The 17572-nt window shown below is 35.8% G+C and carries 15 protein-coding genes; 10 read left to right on the top strand and 5 right to left on the bottom strand.

Annotation, left to right across the window (positions count from 1 at the left end; translation table 11 throughout):
- Window positions 1-75: 75 nt before the first annotated feature.
- From KMW28_RS13890 to KMW28_RS13860, 7 genes are all read left to right on the top strand, one after another.
- The gene (locus KMW28_RS13890) at window positions 76-1539 is read left to right on the top strand and encodes an MBOAT family O-acyltransferase (protein ID WP_169665083.1); all 1464 of its coding nucleotides are present in this window, start codon (window positions 76-78) and stop codon (window positions 1537-1539) included.
- Window positions 1540-1542: 3 nt separating this feature from the next.
- Window positions 1543-2664 carry a D-alanyl-lipoteichoic acid biosynthesis protein DltD gene (locus KMW28_RS13885; RefSeq protein WP_169665082.1) on the top strand — a complete coding sequence of 374 codons (1122 nt, stop codon included), beginning with the start codon at window positions 1543-1545 and terminating at the stop codon, window positions 2662-2664.
- A 964-nt stretch (window positions 2665-3628) separates the two neighbouring features.
- Window positions 3629-3985: an RNA recognition motif domain-containing protein gene (locus KMW28_RS13880; RefSeq protein ID WP_066212968.1), complete on the top strand. Its 357-nt coding sequence runs from the start codon at window positions 3629-3631 to the stop codon at window positions 3983-3985.
- 125 nt (window positions 3986-4110) lie between these two features.
- Window positions 4111-5895 (top strand): mechanosensitive ion channel family protein, encoded by a 1785-nt coding sequence (locus KMW28_RS13875; RefSeq protein ID WP_169665081.1) that lies wholly within the window; start codon window positions 4111-4113, stop codon window positions 5893-5895.
- Complete coding sequence (locus KMW28_RS13870) at window positions 5858-6907, top strand: class 1 isoprenoid biosynthesis enzyme (protein ID WP_169665080.1); 1050 nt, start codon at window positions 5858-5860, stop codon at window positions 6905-6907. The genes KMW28_RS13875 and KMW28_RS13870 overlap by 38 nt, the downstream gene beginning before the upstream one ends.
- A gap of 142 nt (window positions 6908-7049) precedes the next feature.
- The gene (locus tag KMW28_RS13865) at window positions 7050-7298 is read left to right on the top strand and encodes a nucleotidyltransferase family protein (protein ID WP_317171277.1); all 249 of its coding nucleotides are present in this window, start codon (window positions 7050-7052) and stop codon (window positions 7296-7298) included.
- A complete protein-coding gene (locus tag KMW28_RS13860; protein ID WP_169665078.1) occupies window positions 7288-7632 on the top strand; it encodes a HepT-like ribonuclease domain-containing protein in 345 nt (114 codons plus the stop codon). The genes KMW28_RS13865 and KMW28_RS13860 overlap by 11 nt, the downstream gene beginning before the upstream one ends.
- 187 nt (window positions 7633-7819) lie before the next feature.
- Here the strand turns inward: KMW28_RS13860 and KMW28_RS13855 are convergent, their stop codons facing one another.
- On the bottom strand, window positions 7820-7996 hold the full coding sequence (locus tag KMW28_RS13855) for a hypothetical protein (RefSeq protein ID WP_169665077.1): 177 nt from the start codon (window positions 7994-7996) through the stop codon (window positions 7820-7822).
- Between the two features lie 230 nt (window positions 7997-8226).
- On the opposite strand from KMW28_RS13855, the gene hemB reads away from it, so the two are divergent.
- The 3 genes from hemB (at window position 8227) to KMW28_RS13840 (ending at window position 12599) form a co-directional block, all read left to right on the top strand.
- Window positions 8227-9198: a porphobilinogen synthase gene (gene hemB, locus KMW28_RS13850; RefSeq protein ID WP_169665076.1), complete on the top strand. Its 972-nt coding sequence runs from the start codon at window positions 8227-8229 to the stop codon at window positions 9196-9198.
- A gap of 332 nt (window positions 9199-9530) precedes the next feature.
- A complete protein-coding gene (locus KMW28_RS13845) occupies window positions 9531-11165 on the top strand; it encodes a M61 family metallopeptidase (RefSeq protein ID WP_169665075.1) in 1635 nt (544 codons plus the stop codon).
- Window positions 11166-11255: 90 nt separating this feature from the next.
- Window positions 11256-12599 (top strand): tetratricopeptide repeat protein, encoded by a 1344-nt coding sequence (locus KMW28_RS13840; RefSeq protein ID WP_169665074.1) that lies wholly within the window; start codon window positions 11256-11258, stop codon window positions 12597-12599.
- A 402-nt stretch (window positions 12600-13001) separates the two neighbouring features.
- Here KMW28_RS13840 and KMW28_RS13835 read toward each other — a convergent pair whose 3' ends face one another.
- The 4 genes from KMW28_RS13835 to cysD form a co-directional block, all read right to left on the bottom strand.
- Window positions 13002-14132: a glycosyltransferase family 4 protein gene (locus KMW28_RS13835; protein WP_169665073.1), complete on the bottom strand. Its 1131-nt coding sequence runs from the start codon at window positions 14130-14132 to the stop codon at window positions 13002-13004.
- A 250-nt stretch (window positions 14133-14382) separates the two neighbouring features.
- Window positions 14383-15327: a GDP-L-fucose synthase gene (fcl, locus tag KMW28_RS13830; RefSeq protein ID WP_169665072.1), complete on the bottom strand. Its 945-nt coding sequence runs from the start codon at window positions 15325-15327 to the stop codon at window positions 14383-14385.
- A gap of 18 nt (window positions 15328-15345) precedes the next feature.
- Complete coding sequence (locus KMW28_RS13825; protein ID WP_244994460.1) at window positions 15346-16647, bottom strand: sulfate adenylyltransferase subunit 1; 1302 nt, start codon at window positions 16645-16647, stop codon at window positions 15346-15348.
- A 19-nt stretch (window positions 16648-16666) separates the two neighbouring features.
- Complete coding sequence (gene cysD / locus KMW28_RS13820) at window positions 16667-17572, bottom strand: sulfate adenylyltransferase subunit CysD (RefSeq protein ID WP_215585744.1); 906 nt, start codon at window positions 17570-17572, stop codon at window positions 16667-16669.

The following is a 17572-nucleotide window of genomic DNA, read 5'->3' as shown; positions in this document are numbered from 1 at the left end:
TCACACTTTCAATACCCTCGAACCAATAGGGTATTTTTTTTGTGTTAAAGTTAGGCTAGAACTGTCTCCATAAAAATGCTTTTTAACTCACTGGAATTTGCCATATTCATTCCTATAGTGTTTTTCTTGTATTGGTTTGTCTTTCAGAAGAACATTAAACATCAGAATATATTTTTGGTGTTGAGTAGTTATGTCTTCTATGGTTGGTGGGATGTGCGGTTTTTAAGTCTAATTTTTTTAAGTACCGTATCAGATTTTATCATCGGTAAAAAAATAGGGGAGGCAACATCAAAGAAAGAGAAGCGAAATTGGTTGTACCTTAGTTTAGGTGTGAATCTAGGGGTTTTAGGTTTCTTCAAGTACTTTAATTTCTTTTCAAAATCATTTTCTGAGGCTATCACATTTATTGGGCAAACGCCTTCTGATCCCCTTTTTTTAGATATTATTTTACCTGTTGGTATCAGTTTTTATACTTTCCAAACATTAAGTTACTCCCTTGATGTATACAAAGAGAAGATTAAGCCTACCCGAGATTTTGTGTCTTTCATGGCATATGTCAGCTTTTTCCCACAATTGGTGGCAGGGCCTATTGAAAGAGCCAATCACTTACTACCCCAGTTTCAGAAACGCAGATCTTTTTCCTATGATAAATCGACCGATGGAATGCGACAGGTTTTATGGGGCCTATTCAAAAAGGTGGTGATAGCTGATAATTGTGCGGAATATGCCAATTTGATGTTTAGTAATTATCAAGATTTTAGTGCATCTGCCCTTTGGTTGGGAGTGATATTCTTCGCTTTTCAGATATACGGTGACTTTTCGGGATATTCTGATATTGCCATTGGGTTATCAAGATTATTTGGTTTTGAGTTGATGCAAAACTTTGCGACTCCCTACTTCTCCAGAGATATAGCAGAATTTTGGAGGAGGTGGCACATCAGTCTGTCAAGTTGGTTTCGAGACTATTTATATATCCCTTTAGGAGGTAGTAGAGGGGGGACGAGTCAGAAAATTAGAAATATCTTTATCATATTTATTGTAAGTGGTTTTTGGCATGGAGCTTCTTGGAACTTTATCGTTTGGGGAGCCTTAAATGCATTGTTTTTCTTACCGCTACTCATCACGAATAAGAATAGAAATCATTTGGATATTGTAGCTCAAGGGAAAGTCATTCCTTCTGTAAAAGAAGTCTATCAAATTGCTTCTACGTTTCTTTTAACATTGATAGCATGGGTCTTTTTTAGAGCAGAAACACTACCTCAAGCCATTGACTATTTAATAGGGATGTTCTCCATAGATTGGTCATTTTTCTTGTCTTTAGATCAATTTGATGTTGCATCCATACCTTATAAAAGGTTACTAACCATTCTTATGTTCTTTTTGATAATGGAATGGGTAAATAGAGAAAAACGTCACACTCTAGAAAAATTTGGAGTGAAATGGCCGAGAATTATTCGGTTTGGTTTTTATTACGGTCTACTCGTTTTCATCTTCTTATTTAGCGGAGAGGAACAGCCATTTATTTATTTTCAGTTCTAACCTATGAAAAAATACTTAATACGTAGTAGCATTTTTGTAGGCCTATCTCTATTATTTTTTCTGCCTGCATTCGTTCTTTTAATCGTCACAAAAGAAGCTTTTGTGAATGTAGATAAGTACATTAAAAGCGATGAACCTTATCTAATAGGTTATGGAATGAATGAAGAGAATTATAAATACCTGAAATGGCAATCGATTATCAAAAGGCCGAAAAATGAAGTGATGGCATTGGGTTCTTCAAGGGTCCTTCAATTTAGAAAAGAAATGTTTACTTCTCCCTTTTACAATGCGGGCTTCACTATCCAAAAGATGAAGGACTTTTTACCTTTCATCAAAGAGATTCCAAAAGAGAAAAGACCTAAAATACTTATAATCGGTTTAGATCAATGGATGTTCAATCCCAATACCAATAAAGTTCCAAGCCATTATATATCAAAACCTCATTGGGAAAGTAAATTCATCTATTTTCCAACAATGAATAATATATCTAAGGCATGGCGATATATTACAGAGGAAAGAAATATGTTGTTCTTAAGACATAAAGGTCCATTAAAAAGAGTAGGAATTAACGCAAGCGTTTATAATACTGGCTTTAGAAATGATGGAAGTAAATATTACGGCTATCAAATTTATCATTTACTAAATGAAGATTATGAAGTCTATGACTTTCAGTTTGAAGAAACCATCAAGAAGATCAAAGCAGGTGATCAAAATTTTGAATATTCTACTGAGCTTGATTTTGATGCCTACAACCAGCTTTATACTTTTCTGACGTTTTGTAAAGAAAATAAGATTCATGTAATCGGTATTCTTCCTCCTTTTGCCGAAAAGGTAAATAAAGAAATGTGTGATTATAACTATGCATACATTTCAAAGATATTCCCTCGGATACAACCTATGTTTGATCAATTGGGGTTCGAAAGTTATGACTTTACCAGCATGGCGAAACATCAATCTAACGATCTTGAAATGCTAGATGGCTATCATGGAGGCGAAAAACAATATCTTCGACTGCTTTTGATAATGCTTAAAGAAAAATCTATCCTAAATCAACATTGTAATATACCCCAACTTGAAAATGACTTGGAGAACGCGGTGAATGATTTGAAGGTTTATTTAAATTAGCTTATAGGTAAATGACATAGAATATGTGTATCGAAAGCCCGGGAATTTATTCCAGGGGAGGGTTTTGAAGTAAGAGGTAAAAGGTAAGAGGGAAATGGAAACTTCTCAATCTAAATGAAAATATCAACACTACCGTCTTCAACGATGTGGCCTTGGCCCCTCGAGGACTATCGATGTATAATACAGCATGGTCGATAGGTGACGTAAATGTATCAATAAGATGAGAGTCGTAATAACTAATCTACAATACGAATATATTGTCTAAATAAAACCATCCACATCCCCGTCTTCAACGATGTGGCCTTGGCCCCTCGAGAGCTATCGATGTATAATACAGCATGGTCGATAGGTGACGTAAATGTATCAATAAGATGAGAGTCATAATAACTAATCTACAATACGAATATATCGTCTAAATAAAACCATCAACACCCCCGTCTTCAACGAGGCGGCCTTGGCCCCTCGAGGGCTATCGATGTATAATACAGCATGGTCGATAGGTGACGTAAATGTATCAATAAGATGAGAGTCGTAATAACTAATCTACAATACGAATATATCGTCTAAATAAAACCATCAACACCCCCGTCTTCAACGAGGCGGCTTTGGCCCCTCGAGGGCTATCGGTGTATAATACAGCAAGGTAAGTAGATGAAGTGTGATTCAATATAATAAGCATGAACCAAGATACAGATATGCTAATTATTTGAAGCCAACAGTTTTAGGCTAAAACCATCATTTTGATAAGAATATACTCATTTGAAAATGAATCGATTATTAAAAAATCATTAAAACAAGATCTTTTATAATAAAATGTTTATTCTACCAATTATTATGCTTACCTTTCGGAAGAGATTTGATAACAAACTTGATTTTTAGTTTAAAAGTTAGTCCGACTGGTTTTTTAATTGTTCTCACTTTTGATATTTCATCTCATGTTTTTATTATTTTTATTATTTGTAAGATGAATATCTTTGTAGCAAAATTAAATTACGAGACTCAAGAAGAAACTTTGAGAAACTTGTTCGAAGGTTTTGGTGAAGTTGCTTCCGCTAAAATCATTATTGATCGTGAAACTAACAGATCTAAAGGATTTGGTTTCGTAGAAATGCCAAACCAAGAGGAAGGCATGAACGCTATTAACCAATTGAACGAGTCTGAACTAGACGAACGTACAATCGTAGTAAAAGAGGCTAGACCAAGAGAGCAAAACTCAAGAGGTGGTGGCTTCAACCGTGGCGGTGGTGGATACAACCGTGGCGGTGGATACAACCAAGGCGGCGGTTACAACCGTGGCGGCGGATACGGAAACGATTATTAATCACTATCTAGTATAGTTGATCTATATAAATTATTCGTGACAAGAACGTGGTACGTAAAGTATCACGTTTTTTTTGTGTCTAATTTTTTTTAAATTGTTGTGATACAGACCCTTTGAAACCCATAATGAGAACTTACATCACAATACTATTTCTGCTTTCTACCATTCCTTTACTTGCCCAAAATTCAAAAACGGAGACACAAGTGTATAAGGAAATCCAGAGTTTAATTGTTGCCGATTCTGTATATAGAAACTACTTAAGAACACAAATTGACCGTTTAGATTCCCTTGTGAAAGGGGATCAAAAAGCATTGCCGAAGAATTTTGATAAAGGAGTGCCAGTTATCCCTTTTAATGATACCATCTTTTATGTGCATAGTAAAGGACATATGTCGGCCTTTAAAAGGGCACATGCTATTGCCGACACTATCAGAAATATTACAGAACATTCCCTTTTTGCATTAGATACAGTAGAGTTAAGCGAATTCGAAGATCATTATCAGTTAGTCTTTGATGGTAGGGTAATCCACTCTATAGATTCTTTGGATGCCTTAAAAATGGGGACGTCTAGAGAGAAGTTGGCCAAAACACGTCAGCAAAAAATTAATAAAACGGTTCATGATAAAATTTATGGACAGGGGAAAAAGGCAGGGATATATGCTCTTGTAGGGTTGATCGTCTTGGTATTTCTCATCAAATTGATCAATAGAATATACCGATTCTCTTTAACTAAAGTCGTTCAGAAAAACTGGTTCAAGAATATATGGGTGAAAAATGTGAGGATACTAACGGAAGAAAATCAATTGAGGTTTCTCCGTTATATCATGCTTTTTATCCGATTTTCCATTATTCTATCATTAATCTATTTATACCTTCCGATTGTTGGTCAGTTTTCTCCACCTCTTCAAGATATATCAGATAAATTATTAGGGTATGTAATCGACCCTATTAAAGATATTTTTAGATCAGCTTTCGCCTTCTTACCCAACTTACTGAAGATCTTTATCATCATTGGCTTCTTCCATTATTTAATCGAACTGATAAAAATCTTTGCAGAAGCGATACGAACAGAACGTTTAAAGGTGCCCGGTTTTTATCCCGATTGGGTACAGCCGACCATGAAAATTATTCGTTTTGTATTGTACACGTTTATGGTCATCATGATTTTTCCTCTTTTACCAGGAGCAGAGTCTAACGAATTTAAAGGGATATCGGTATTTGTAGGTGTGCTGCTGTCTATTGGTTCCACTTCAGTCATTACCAACGCCATCTCAGGGATTGTCATCACTTACATGAGGCGATTTAAAATTGGCGATTGGATCAAGGTAGGTGATGTAATGGGAGAGGTGGTGGAACGCTCCATGTTTGTAACGCGTTTGAGATCACCAAAAAATGAAATCATCACCTTGCCCAATAGTAAAATATCTGATTCTCAAACCATCAATTATTCTCAACCGATTAATAGGTACAAATTAATTATCCATACCACGGTAACGATTGGTTACGATGTGCCTTGGCGTAAAGTTCACGAAATGCTGAAAGAATCCGCGGAGATGACCGATGGATTGATTGCAGGAGAAATTCCTTTCGTTTTGCAAACATCTTTAGACGATTACTACGTATCTTATCAATTAAATGCGTATACTAAGCAGCCCGAGAAATTGGGTAGAATTTACTCTCGATTGCATCAGAATATTCAAGATGTATTTAGTCGAGAGGGAGTGGAAATTATGTCGCCTCATTATAGAGCCAATCGGGAAGATAACGAAATTACCACTCCGCCATTCGAATTGATGAAAGACGAAGAAAAACCGAAAAGTGTTCAGCAACCTCAGAAAGACGATAAAGAAGACGACGAGCCAGGCATCAACGATGCAGCCTCAGAACAACCTCCAGAGCCAGAAAAGTAGATGGAGCATTTTACAAAATGTGATTGCTTTACCGTATATTATTTATCTATTGATTGTTGGTTTAATCAAACAGAAACAATTCATAAAAAGGTATATCCGTCCTTTCCTCCAGAAATATGATAAGAATGATGGAACGTTAACCTCTAAAGACTTTAAGAAAATTACCCATTATTATGGTTTGGCAGTCACAGGTATCTTTGGTGAATCAATAGCACTATTACGTAATCAAAAAATTACTTACCAAGAAAGGTATACGAGTACTTTTCAAGCAGCTATCACAGGTTTAATCGATGATTATTTTGATGAATATGGAATGACTCAAGAAAGAATGAAGTCATTTTATGTTCAAACAAACGAATTCAAAACACAAAATGATGCTGAAAAACTAGGGATAGAGTTATATAAAGAAAGCGTCAAATACAACAAAGATTTCGATACCTTATTAACATTAATGGACGACGTAAATCAGGCACAAACAGATAGTCTTCAGCAGGAAAAAGGAACACTCTCATGGGATCAATTGATAGAGCTAACTATATATAAAGGAGGGAGTTCGTTCTTATATTTCAGAGCTGCGTTTCAACATCAAATGACCAAAGAGGAAGAAAAAGCCTTGTATTTATTAGGAGGAATAACCCAATTTAGTAATGATATTTTTGATGTCTACAAAGACAGAGAAAATCAAGTACAAACTTTATTGACCTCCACAAATTCAATCAAAAAAGTAAGAGAAATCTATCTTCAATTCATCTCCAGCTTCCAAACCTTATTATTTGATTTACCTTATAGTACATCTTCAAAACATAAGTTCTTCTTGATGTATTCCTTAGGTGTATTTTCTAGATGTTTAGTGTGTTTGGATCAGTATCAAAAGCTAGAGGCCAAAACAGAAGGGGAGTTTAAACTAAATGACTACTCCAGAAAGGAATTGATTTGTGATATGGAAAAGTGGGGTAACTTTTGGAGATCGGTGAGGTATTGTGTGGGGGATGGGATTCTTCAATCATTGTAAAAGGTAAGTAGATTTAGAGCTTTGTGAATAAGTTATTTAGTTGATTTTACCGAATTAATTTATATATTTTGTAAAAAAAGTTGCTTATGGATCATTTAAAACCCTATGAAAGTCAAATAATTAATATATGTAGGAGTCTGCAATACTCAAGCTACATGTGTTTGGATCCGTATTGACTAAAAATTTCAGCCATAATAGTGATATTGATTTTCTTGTAAAGATTGACTCAAAAGTTGGCTTTGAAAAATATGCTGATAGCTATTACACTTTAAAAGAACAACTAAAAAACATCTTTAAAAGAGAAATTGATTTGATTACTGAACAGAGTATTAAAAACCCATATCTAAAAAAGGAATTAGAAGAAACAAAACAACTCGTTTATGAAAAATAATCTTCTAAAATCACTTTTTGATATTAAAGATTCTATTGAGGCAATATTTGATTATTTGGATGGTAAAAGAGATTTTAATGAATATCAAAAGAATCGCCTTTTAAGACGTGCTATCGAGAGAGAAATTGAAATTATAGGAGAAGCTACATACAGAATATTAAAAATAGACCCTAATTTCCCAATAAGTAATGCTTGGAAAATTGTAGATACAAGAAACTGGGTAATACATGGTTGTGATTTTGTTGATGATTTTATCATTTGGAATATTATAATAAACCATTTACCAAATCTTATAAAAGAGGTTGATCAAGAAATATCCAAAAGAGAAAGCTAAGTTGATATCAATCTAATAGCTCGTGTAACCCCTCCGGATATGGATGCCTCAAGAATTATGGTACTATTAGTATATGCCCTCCTAGATATGGTATGTCTGGTATACACTCTCATAAGTAAAAAGTCACAAAAAAATCCCTATGAATTACTAAGTCCATAGGGATATACAATAATGTAAGGTACAACCCTTACTCCGCATGCTTAATCAAAGGGTATGAGCTAATTGTAGCTGTTACCATAATAATTAAAGCAGCTGCTGCTAAAATCTGACTAGATGTGTTGTCTGCATGTACTACAGATTGGATAATCATGTAATCCAAAACCAATAAAGCAGCTGGGATGGCTATTAATAAGAATTTTTTCATGATAATGATATTTGAAGTTTGTAATTATTATAATTTATTTATAGAATCGTTCGTCCTTAATTCATGTGTTTGTTAACTTATTGAAAGTTATATATTTATAAACGTATATTAATAGGAGTTGAGCGAAGATATTAACAAATGATAAGGATATTAACGTGTAAAGAGGATTTATTACTCTTGAATTTTAGATATTGAAACAATAACTTCGACCGAAACAATAAATATATTTTATGCTGACTAGAAGACCACGTAGAAATAGAAAATCGGCGGTTATCCGTGCCATGGTACAGGAAAACCAAGTGACCGTAAATGATTTTATCTTCCCTCTTTTCATGATTGAAGGCGAAAATAAAAAAGAAGAAATTGCATCTATGCCAGGCATCTATAGATACACTGTAGACTTGTTGGTAGAAGAAATTGGAGAGTGTCTTGATCTTGGTATCAAAACATTCTGCCTATTCCCAAGTGTAAGCGAGGACAAAAAAGACAGCACAGCCACAGAAGGCCATAATCCTGAGGGATTATATCAAGTAGCACTACGTACTATCAAAGCAAAATACCCTGAAGCTATACTAATGACCGATGTTGCCATGGACCCATACAGTTCAGATGGTCACGATGGTATCGTACGGGATGGTGAAATCCTTAACGACGAAACATTAGAAGTGCTAGGTAAAATGGCTTTAGCACAAGCAGAAGCAGGAGCAGACATCATCGGACCATCCGATATGATGGACGGACGTATTGGCTACATCAGAGAAGTACTAGATGATGCCGGTTACACTAATGTATCTATCATGTCTTACTCTGCTAAATATGCCTCAGCATTCTACGGTCCATTTAGAGATGCCCTAGATTCAGCACCAAAATTTGGTGATAAAAAGACTTACCAAATGGATCCTGCCAACGTCAAAGAAGCCCTTATCGAAGCCGAATTAGATTTTGTAGAAGGAGCTGACTTCTTGATGGTAAAGCCAGGAATGCCATACTTAGACGTCATCAAAACATTATCAGAAAACTTCGATATCCCGATCACAGCCTACAACGTATCTGGTGAATATGCTATGCTTAAGGCAGCTGCACAAAACGGTTGGCTAGAAAACGATAAAGCCATGATGGAAATGTTGCTTTCGTTTAAGCGTGCAGGAGCGTCGGCGATTCTTACGTATTTTGCGAAAGAAGCCGCGATTTTGCTAAAGTAAAAAAAATGAAAAGTTAAAAGTTAAAAATGAAAAACGTAGTTAGTTAAATAGTACGTGTTCATTTTTCGTACGGACGTTGCACTGCAACGTCCTCTAGTTTATATTTCAAATAGATCGCTTTTACAAAATAATTAAAAGCTTGAAATAAATTAAAAGTTAAGAATGAAAAACGTAGTTAGTTGAATGGTACGTGTACATTTTTTGTATGGATGTTGCACTGCAACGTCCCCACGATATATAATTCATACACATACCTTTACAAAAACTACCTAACATTTCACGTTTTTCATTTTTAACTTTTCATTTTTAATTCCAAAAAATTCTCCACCACCATGAACTACACCATCTCCCAAAACCTCCATTTCTTAAAAATAAAAGTTTCTTACACCGTAAAAGACTCGAACTTATTAAAGTTACCTCTATGGCGTCCAGGCCGGTATCAGGTGCAGAATTTTGCGAAAAATATTCGTGGGATGAAAGCGTATAGAGGGAAAGAGGAATTGAAGGTAATGACTGTGGGTAGAAATCTTTGGAAGGTGGTTGGTGCCGAGAAGGAGGATAATCTGACCGTGACTTTTGAGTATTATGCCCAACACAAAGATGCTGGAGGAACTTGGGTGAGCGATGATTTTTGGTTGATCAATGGTATTGGGTGTGGTTTATTGCCTGAAGGATTAGAGGAGGAAGAAATTCAGTTGAAGATCAAGTATACTAATGATTTTGAGGTGGCGACCAATGCGAAGAAAAAAGGAGGGAAGTATCATTTTGAAAACTTTGAAGATTGGACAGAATCGCCTTTAATGTTAGGGCGACATATGCATCATAAAAAGTTTGAGATGGATAAAGTGAATTTCCATATTTGGATTCACGGTAAAGTACAGCCCGATTGGACTAAATTGGTGGATGACTTTAAGAAATTTACCCGTGTGCAATTAGATATCTTTGGAGAGTTCCCTCACGATGAGTTTCATTATCTGATTTTGGTACCCGATTTTAAACATTATCATGGGGTAGAACACCATAAGAATACTGTAATTACTTTAGGACCTGCTTCAGATTTTCATTCTGAGGTATTTTACAATAACCTACTTGGTGTAAGCTGTCATGAACTGTTTCATGTATGGAATATCAAACAGATTCGTCCAAAAGAATTAATGCCCTATGATTTATTCCAAGAGGCTTATTTTGATACTGGTTATGTAGCAGAAGGGGTGACGACTTACTTCGGGGATGAGATCTTATTCCGCTCAAAAGCTTTTGATACCCAACAATACATCAAAGAGTTAAACACACTATTAACCCGTCACTTTGAGAATTTAGGTCGACATCATTTGTCAGTGGCGGACTCTTCTTTGGAGTTATGGTTAGATGGATATGAAAAGGGTATTCCTCAACGTAAAACATCAATTTATGTTAAAGGGGCAATTGCGGCCTTAATCTTAGATGCAAAAATCAAAAAGAAATTTGCTGGAGAGAAATCTTTAGATGATGTGATGCGTTTGATGTGGACGCGTTTTGGGAAGAAGGGAAAAGGATATACCTCAAATGATTATCAAAAAGTAGCAGAAGAAGTATTTGGAGAGGATTTGACCCAATATTTCGAGGAGGTGATATATGGAACGAAATCATTAGAAAATCAAGTGAAAAAGGCTTTGTCTGTTTTAGGATTTAAATCAGATATTCATTACAATGAGCAGAATGATCTTCAAACTAAATTTGGAATTAAAATAGATCAAAATGGGAAAGTTACCGATGTTGAAAATATAAAATCGGGAATTACAGAAGGAGATAAAATTATTGCTATTAATGATATTCAGGGAGATAGTAAACAACTCATTGCACTTACTAAAGGACTAGATAAAATACAGATTTCCTTCGAAAGAGAGCATAAATTGCACAAAAACGAGTTAGATAAGAAGAATAAATTGTATTTTAAGAAGATTTATGTCACTAAATGGAACGATTAGACGTAAATGAACATCAACAAGTTTAAATAAACGATAATAACTACTAAATTTGTCTTGGGTGCGGAATCGTGTAAGATTCCTTTAGCAAACATGACAAACTCTAAGATCTACTTACCTATGCGTAAACTTCTTCTATTACTCTTCACATTTTTGTGTTCACTTGCTGTTGCACAAGAAAGGAATGCGGTCGACTTATTTTTTAAGAATGCTGAAAAATTTAGAGCAGCAAAGGATTATGACCGCGCTATTTTAGAATATTCCCAGGCCATTTCTATTGCCGATTCCACTGCGAAAGTGCGTTATTGGAAAGGAGTGTGTTACCTTTTAACAAAGGATAGTGCCAATGCAATAAAGGATTGGAATAGAGCTTTGGAGTTGGATAACAACTATATCCCAGCTTACCTTGGTCTTTCGAGTATCTACGAAAACCAAAAGGATTTCGATAATTACAAGAAAGTGAAATCCATGTGGTTAGAACATGAGAAAGATCCTATCAAAAAGATCAAATTATGTCTAGAAACCACTAAATTCTTCTTTGATAAAGAAATGTTTGATGATGCCCGTATCTACACTAAAGCAGGTATAGAATTATCACCAAACGACATAGATATCTTATTCCTTGATGCAAAAATTGCCAATAAAATCGGTAAAAATCAGGAAGCCATCTTAACGATCGATAAGATCCTTGGAATGTATCCAAGCTATGCGAAACCTCAACAGTTGGCAAAGTACAAATACGAAAAAGGATTGGCGTTCTACTTATTGGAAGATTACGATAGAGCAATGCCTATCTTAGAGGAGGCGAACATGGGACCCTATCAATCATTGGTGGCCAAGTTAAAGCCAGATTACTATTTCTCTGTAGCTAAAGCTTATGAAGACATCTACGAGTTTGAAAGATCAAAAGATCTATTGCATATAGCGATGAAGGTGGACAAAACCTATATCAAAGCCAACATCCTTTTGGCAGATATCATCGTCAAACAAGAGAACCACCACAAAGGAATTCATTATTTCGAATTAGGCCTTAAAGATTATCAAGGAAACGATAAAATCTACCTTCACGCCTATAACGAATTCATCGACATTCTACTTTGCTCAAAGAAATACGAAGAAGCTTTAGAATATTCTAACAAGGCACTAGTCAACTTCAAAAGAACACGTAGCCTTTTATTTTTCAAAACTGTAGCTCTTTTTAAACTAAATAAAAGAGAAGAAGCAATCAATACTGGCCTAGAATTGTTGAGCGATACCAATATCACTCCACAAGAGTTTGTAAAAGCCTCACTTTTAATGGGACATATCTATGGTATGCAAGATCCACTAAAGTGTAAACAGTCGCTACAAGCTGCTAGAAAAGGGCCTTACTATCATGTAGCGTCTTATTCATTAGATCACTATACAATGATGTCTTTGAATAAGCAGGCGTTGTAATAATAAAGAATATAACCAACTCTATATTTCTCATAAATAGAAAAGGCAACCTGATGGTTGCCTTTTTTTATTTCTTTGTGTCTTTTCATTGTACTGTATGAGGTTTGACGAAGCCAACAACTCCTAACTCCTATCTGCTCACTAATACTCTATGTAAAGTAACCGGAGTAACCTCTACAATTGATCTATGAAAAGCAGTCTGTGTAAGCGGTCCGTGTACCGAGTGGCCAAGGCCGGCTCGTTGAAGACGGAGATGTAACGGTTTTATCAAAGCCAGAAACTCCTAACTCCTAGTTCCTAATTCCTCACTAATAATCCGTGTATCGAGGGGCCAAGGCCACCTCTCTAAGCTTCCCTATTACTTATTACCTATTACTTAAAAAACGAGCGTTAACTTCGCCCCTACGCTTTCCTCTCCACCACAAACTCACTCTTCGTCATCCTCTGTTTCTTCGCCTTCAATTTCAACAACTTCCCTTCTTTATGGTGTCTAAAGTAGTTGACACGCAGTTTTAAGATGAGTGGGACGAAGTATAATGATGTGAAGATACAAGTTAGGAGCATCAAGTCGTTCATAAAGAAACTAGTAATAAATACAGATGTAATAAAAACGACATTGAAAACAAGAATAAAGGTACTTGCTAATGCATGAGTGATACCTGTTCTTATTAATATATGGTGTATATGTTTTTTATCAGGACTAAATGGAGATCTACCATTCAATATTCGAATAGTGAAGATACGTAATGTATCTATGAATGGGTAAATAAATAATGCAATTGCACAACTGATTGGAGCAGTGATTTTGTAAGCGTGATCACTTGGTAAGTGGTGATCTACATTCACAAATAGTATTAATGAACTTGATATAAAGAACCCTAAAACTAATGCTCCTGTATCTCCCATGAAGATACTTGCTTTTCCCCAATTGTAATAGAGAAAACCAATGCAACCACCTGCCATCGCTATCATCATGATTGAGTAAAGTTGTTCTCCTACAAGAAAGAACCAAATACCTAATATAAAAGTAATTAGAGCTGCAATAACTCCTGATAGACCATTAATACCATCAATTAAATTGAAAGCATTAGTGAGTGCAATGATCACAAATACACTTAAGGCATAACTAATACCAATGGGGAGTTGAATATCAGGGTATAATGTATATAATGATTCAATGTGAATGTCTCCAAATACAACAACTGTGGAGGCAGCCATTAATTGGATAATCAACTTATTTCTTGGACTCATCGCCAGCATATCATCTCTAACACCCATAAAAAAAACGAGCATTAACCCGAAAAATAGGAAGTTGAGATCGTACATTCCTTCTTTAGGTAACCATAAACAGGTCGAAAGGAAAAAAGCTAGGAAAATACCCACACCACCCATACTCGGGATGAGGTCTGTATGTACTTTACGTCCTCCAGGGAGATCAAATACATTATTCTTAATAATTACCTTTCTAACTTCAGGAACAGCGATCAATGCAATACTTAAAGAGGTCAGAAACGTTAGTGCTATTCTTAACATACGACAGTTGAAATAATTTTATAGTAACGGGTATTTAAAGAATAAAATGTTAATTAATTCATTGGATTTTTAAAATCTCAACAAAAATTGAAAATAATTTTAAGATAACCTAAATATTAGGATTAATGTTTATAAACAAAAAGCCTAAGACTTAAATCCTAGGCTTTTGTTTTAAGTTTACATTAATAATTACTTAATAAATTGGATTAAATAGTAGAAATTAAATAAAACTATTATTAATCTTTAATGCTTAACGTTCTGCAAGCTCTGAATAATGCTCCTTAAAATCTGCATAAGTCAACTCAATCCCTTCTTTCAAATCCACTTGATGTTTCCATCCTACTTCATGAAGTTTCGATACATCCATTAGTTTTCTTGGAGTACCATCAGGTTTAGAGCTATCCCAAACCAATTCACCTTCAAAACCAACTACATCTTTAATGGTTTCGGCTAATTCCTTAATGCTTAAATCTACTCCAGTGCCTACATTCACAAACTGTTTTCCATCATAATTATGCATAAGGTAATAACAAGCCTCAGCCAAATCATCTACAAACATAAATTCACGTAGGGGAGATCCTGAACCCCAAACTTCAACAGTAGGGAGGTTATTCACTTTTGCCTCATGGAACTTTCTTAAAAGCGCAGGGAGTACATGCGAGTTCTTTGGATGATAGTTGTCGTTATATCCGTATAAATTTGTCGGCATGGCAGATATGAAATTACATCCATATTGATCACGGTAAGCCTCGCACATTTTTATACCAGAGATCTTAGCAATCGCATAAGGTTCATTGGTAGGCTCTAAAGTGTCTGTTAATAAATACTCTTCTTTTAAAGGTTGAGGTGCCATTTTAGGATAAATACATGAAGAACCCAAGAACATTAATTTCTTGACACCTTGTACATAACTCTGATGAATTACATTATTTTGAATCATCAAGTTTTCATATAAGAATTGTCCTCTGTAGATGTTGTTGGCTAAGATACCACCTACTTTGGCTGCAGCAAGAAAAACATATTCAGGTTTTTCTTGCTCAAAGAATTGAGTAACAGCTACCTGACTTGTAAGATCTAATTCTTTCGAAGTTCTAATGATAATATTATTATACCCTTCTTTTTCTAATTTTCTTACAATAGCTGAACCTACCATGCCACGGTGTCCAGCTACATATATTTTTGAAGATTTATTCATTTTCATAAAAATAATAAATTATTTAATCATACCCGCCGCAACAGTTTCATTTGTCTCTTGGTCAATTAAGATCAAGCTACCTGTCGCCCTGTTTGTCTTATAGCTATCTGTAACAATAGCTGATGATAAACTAATCGAAATCTCACCAATTTCGTTCATCTGAAGACCTGAATCTGTGCTGATGTGTTCCATTGTGTTGATATCCAATTTGTCCACTACAGCGGTTACAGTAGCTTCTACCTCTGTTGTTGTGTGCTTCAGTAAATATTTACCACCAACTGATAAACCATTCTGGTTCATCCAACAAACTGTTGCATTAATTGAATCCACTTCTGAAGGTTGGTTGTCCGCTTTAGCGATCATGTCCCCTCTCTTCAGTTCCAATTCTTTATCTAAAGTGATTACTACTGACATTGGAGGGAATGCTTCTTCAATACTTCCGTCCATTGTCTCAATAGATTTAATCTTTGCGGTCTCTTTTGATGGGAAAGCAACCACTTCGTCACCTACCTTAACGATACCACCGTCAACTCTTCCAGCAAAACCATTGAAATCGTCAGTTTTCACTACTCTTTGGATTGGGAAACGACCATTCACCAAATCAAGGTCTTGATCGATTTCTACTTTCTCCAAGTTTTCCAATAATGATCCACCTGCGTACCAAGGAGTTTGTGTAGAATTATCTACTACGTTATCCCCTTTAAGTGCTGAGATAGGAATAAAACGGATATCCTCAATACCGATTTTCTCAGAAAATGCTAAGAAATCAGCTTTGATTTTGTTGAATTGCTCTTCAGAGTAATCCACCAAGTCCATTTTGTTTACAGCCACTACAATATGCTTGATTTTCAATAATGAAGCAATGAATGTGTGACGTTTTGTTTGCTCTACGACACCGTTTCTAGCATCTACAAGAATAATTGCCAAGTTTGCAGTCGATGCACCCGTTACCATGTTACGTGTGTACTGAATGTGACCTGGAGTATCGGCAATAATAAACTTACGCTTTGGTGTTGCAAAATATCTGTAAGCTACATCAATAGTGATGCCTTGCTCTCTTTCTGCTTTTAATCCATCAGTTAGTAAGGCCAAGTTTACATTCTCGTCCCCTCTAGACTGACTTGATTTTTCGATCGCCTCTAATTGGTCTTCGAAAATTGCTTTTGTATCGTACATCAGACGACCAATCAAGGTACTCTTACCATCGTCTACACTACCTGCTGTAGTGAAACGAAGAAGGTCCATATCTAAATACGATTGATCAACAGCTGAAGCTGATTCTTCTCTGATGATACTTGGATGATTTAATACTTCGCTCATTGTTTTTGATGTCTGAATGTTAGAAATAACCTTGTAATTTACGCTCTTCCATTGCGGCTTCCGATCGTTTATCGTCCGAACGGTTACCTCTTTCTGTTACTCTAGAAGAGGCCACTTCTTGAATGATGCCCGATAAGTTATCTGCATCAGATAACACAGCACCCGTACAAGTCATGTCGCCTAGAGTTCTATAGCGAATTAAACGCTCCTCGTATTGCTCGTCTTTCAACAAAGTATTCCAAGGAGATTCAGCCAGTAAAATACCGTTTCTTTCTACTACAGGACGCTTGTGAGCGAAGTAGATAGAAGGTAAGGCAATTTTTTCCTGAGCAATATATTGCCACACGTCCATCTCCGTCCAATTGGAAATTGGGAAGATACGGAAGTGCTCATAATCGTTGTAATGACCGTTGTAAAGTGTCCATAATTCTGGACGTTGGTTCTTTGGATTCCACTGACCGAATTCGTCACGGTGAGAGAAGAAACGCTCTTTTGCTCTTGCTTTCTCTTCATCACGACGTCCACCACCAAAGGCAGCATCGATGTTGTATTCTTCCAATGTTTCCAATAGAGTAATCGCCTGTAAGCCATTTCTACTTGGGTTTACCCCTCTTTCCTCTACTGCAGTACCTTTATCGATAGATTCCTGAACAGACCCTACGATTAAATCAAGATCGTATTCTTTCACCATCCAATCACGGTAGTCGATTGCTTCTGGGAAGTTATGACCCGTGTCGATGTGAATTAATGGGAAAGGAACTTTACCTGGCCAGAAAGCTTTTCTAGCCAAATGTAACATTACGATAGAATCCTTTCCACCAGAAAATAGCATAGCTGGACGTTCGAATTGTTCCGCCACCTCTCTGAAGATATAGATCGCTTCAGATTCCAGCTGTTTTAAGTGAGTTAGTGTATGAGTCTGCAT

It is taken from the genome of Flammeovirga yaeyamensis (assembly GCF_018736045.1).
Lineage (GTDB): Bacteria > Bacteroidota > Bacteroidia > Cytophagales > Flammeovirgaceae > Flammeovirga > Flammeovirga yaeyamensis.
Note: the sequence above shows the minus strand (reverse complement) of the source record. Positions and strands in the feature narration are given on the sequence as shown.